The organism is Micromonospora sp. NPDC004704, from assembly GCF_053601675.1.
On the sequence record NZ_JBSGCD010000079.1, the window covers coordinates 1 to 2,796 of the forward strand.

At 68.0% G+C, this 2,796-nt stretch carries 2 protein-coding genes and 1 pseudogene; all 3 read left to right on the forward strand.

The features are described 5' to 3' along the window. Positions 1-459, forward strand: a pseudogene (locus tag ACWEFB_RS38230) (IS4 family transposase); the annotation flags it as partial. Between the two features lie 278 nt (positions 460-737). Then, positions 738-1,247, forward strand: coding sequence for a SigE family RNA polymerase sigma factor (locus ACWEFB_RS38235; protein ID WP_452293106.1), 510 nt, complete (start codon positions 738-740; stop codon positions 1,245-1,247). Then, the gene (locus ACWEFB_RS38240; protein ID WP_452293107.1) at positions 1,244-2,704 is read left to right on the forward strand and encodes a WD40 repeat domain-containing protein; all 1,461 of its coding nucleotides are present in this window, start codon (positions 1,244-1,246) and stop codon (positions 2,702-2,704) included. Before ACWEFB_RS38235 ends, ACWEFB_RS38240 begins: the two co-directional genes overlap by 4 nt. Positions 2,705-2,796 lie beyond the last annotated feature (92 nt).

Sequence of the window (2,796 nt, forward strand, 5' to 3'; positions counted from 1 at the left end):
CACCAGCGTTGGGAGATCGAGACCGCCTACCTGGAACTGAAATCAACCATCCTCGACGGCAGAGTCCTACGATCACGCACCCCGACCGGTATCGAGCAGGAAATATACGCCCTGCTCATCACCTACCAACTGCTCCGCACCGCGATGGTCGACGCCACCGACAGCAGTCCCGGCACCGACCCCGACCGGGCCAGCTTCACCATCGCCCTGAACACCGCCCGCGACCTCACCGTTCAGGCCACCAACGTCATCGCCGACGCCGTGATCGACCTGGTCGGCGTCATCGGCCACCAGGTCCTGTCCGCCCTCATGCCCGACCGGCGCATACGAACCAAGGCCCGCATCGTCAAACGCGCCATCAGCAAATACAACGCCCGCGGCCCGAACATCAACCGCACCACCTACCAAGCCACCATCGAGATCAACATCCTCACCTTGACCCCAACGACCCAGCCTTAACTGAACGGCGTTGGATCTAGCTGGGTACGCGTCCGCGCGTCGCCGCCGAGGTCGTAGACCCGTACCTGCCAGCCGTCGTTCAGCCGTACATCCCGTTCCAAAGCCATGGGGGATGTAGTACCACTCACGTCATGGCGAGCTTCCGACAGGAGCATAAAACAGCACTTTTCGGTATCGGCGCCGATTTGCGCGCGATCGCACCGGTCCGCGTACGGCATGGAAAACTGGTCCCCTCCAAAGTGGGCGGCGGCGGCGTGTAAGTAGGCAGGAGGTGGCGTGTGGATGCCGATAGGCCGTCGTTCGACGCGTACGTGCAGGCCCGTACGGCGGCTTTGTCGCGAATAGCCTTCCTGCTCACCGGCGACCATCACCTGGCCGAGGACCTGGTTCAGCAGACGTTCCTGCGGGTTGCCGGTCGCTGGCAGCGGGTGGTGATGGAGGGCAGCCCCGACCCGTACGTCCGCAAGGTGCTCTACCACGAACACGTCTCCTGGTGGCGGCAGGCACGACGGGTGGGTCAGGTGACGTTTGTCGGCGCAGACAAGCCGGTGCCGGACTACGCCGACCGGGTGAGCGTGACGGTCGCCGTGCAGCGGGCCCTGGCCAGACTCGGCCCACGCCAGCGCGCGGCCCTGATCCTGCGGTACTTCGAGGACCTGACCGAGGCCGAAACAGCGGCGGTCCTCGGCTGCCGGGTGGGCACCGTCAAGAGCCAGGTTCGGGACGGGCTGGCCCGCCTGCGCACCCTCGCGCCGGAACTGGCCGACCTGATGGGGGCGGACTCATGACCGAATCACCCTTGACCGACGTCCTGGCCCGCATCGCCGATCAGGCCCGGCCGGCGCGGATTCCCCCCGACACGTGGTGCAAGGGCATCCGTCGCCGCCGGATCCGCCTCGCCGGTGGCGTACTGACGGTGGTCGTGGCGCTCGCGGGGAGTTTCCTGCTGTTCGGCCGCCAAGGGGGACAGGGCATCGCTCCCGCCGACTCGCCCCGGCCGGTGGTGCCATCGGATGTCTACTCTCCGCTGACCGGCGAAGACACCATCGTCGAGGCGCCACCCGGACCGGCCGCGATCCTCGTCGCCGGAGACCATGAACTCCGAGGTAGCGACATCTGGGGCTGGGAGGGTCGCAGCCTGCTCGTCGGGCAGAACGGCAGTTACCGACTGGCCCGTACGGTGGGTGAGACCAACGCTGGCGCGGGTGGCCTCCTGCTCTCGCCGGACGGCCGGTACCTGGCCAGTCAGCCGTGGATCGAGGGATCCCAGTGGGCCCAGGATCAGACTGCCGTGGTCGACCTGGTAACCGGCGAGGTGGTCCAGTACGACGGCGGCTACCCGATGGGGTGGACGCCGGACAGTCGCTCGATCCTGCTGCACTCACCCCCGCTGGCCAGCTACCAGGTCGGTGACCTACGGCTACTCAGCCTGGAAACCGGTCAGGCCCGCCCGCTGCCCGAGGTCGAGGGCCGGATGCGGATCGGCAACTTCGCGGCGTTCTCCCCGGACGGTGCGCGGATTGCGGTGGCCACCGAAGACGCCCTCAATGTCATCGACGTGGCCGGCAACTCCGTCCGGAAGTTGGTCGACCTCACCGCACGCGACCGCCTTGCCGGGCCCGGCGCTTGGCTGCCCGACGGCAAGCGGATCGCCACCTACACGGTGGGCGGCTGCGAGGAGGGCGAGACCTGCGATGAGAGGAGCCTCGCCCAGCGGCTGTTCCAGGTCCGGTACGTGGACGCCGACACCGGCCAACCCGCCGACGGGCCGCGCCTGGCCCCGGCCCGGGGACTGGCGGCCCGCATGCTCGGCTGGCAGCGCGACGATGCCGCCGTCGTCGCTGTCTACGCCCCCGAGAAGGGCGCGGTCAAGGGTCCGAACGACCCGAACTGGTCGGAGACCGACTGGTGGACCGTGGGCGGCGTCGACCTCAGGACCTTCCGGGCCGATGGCAGTCAGCGCCGGTTGGTCGACCTACCCGGCAGCGCGCTGTTCGTCGACGTACCAGTGGATCTCCTGGATCGGTTCGGCGGACCCTCGCCGACGCCGCTGGAGGGAGCGGTGCGCTGGTTGCTGGCCCTCTACTGGCCCCTGGGTCAGGTGGTCGAGCTGCTGATCGTCATCGTCATATCGGTGGTGATCCTGGCGATTCGCAGGTCGGCCAAGCGGCGTGTCGGAGCGCGGACGGAGCCGGCGTTCGCCCCGGGCACCGCATCATCGACGGACGGGCGGCCTTCGGACTAGTACTCCAGCCGCATCTGCTGAATTTGGAGTCTTCGCTGGTAGTGGCTCACTTTGGCTCGGTATTGGTGGCGGCGACGCCACCATGACCATCG

Coding starts and splice junctions, on each gene's coding strand:
- ACWEFB_RS38240 (WP_452293107.1), top strand. CDS start 1,244: ATGACCGAATCACCCTTGACCGACGTCCTGGCCCGCATCGCCGATCAG.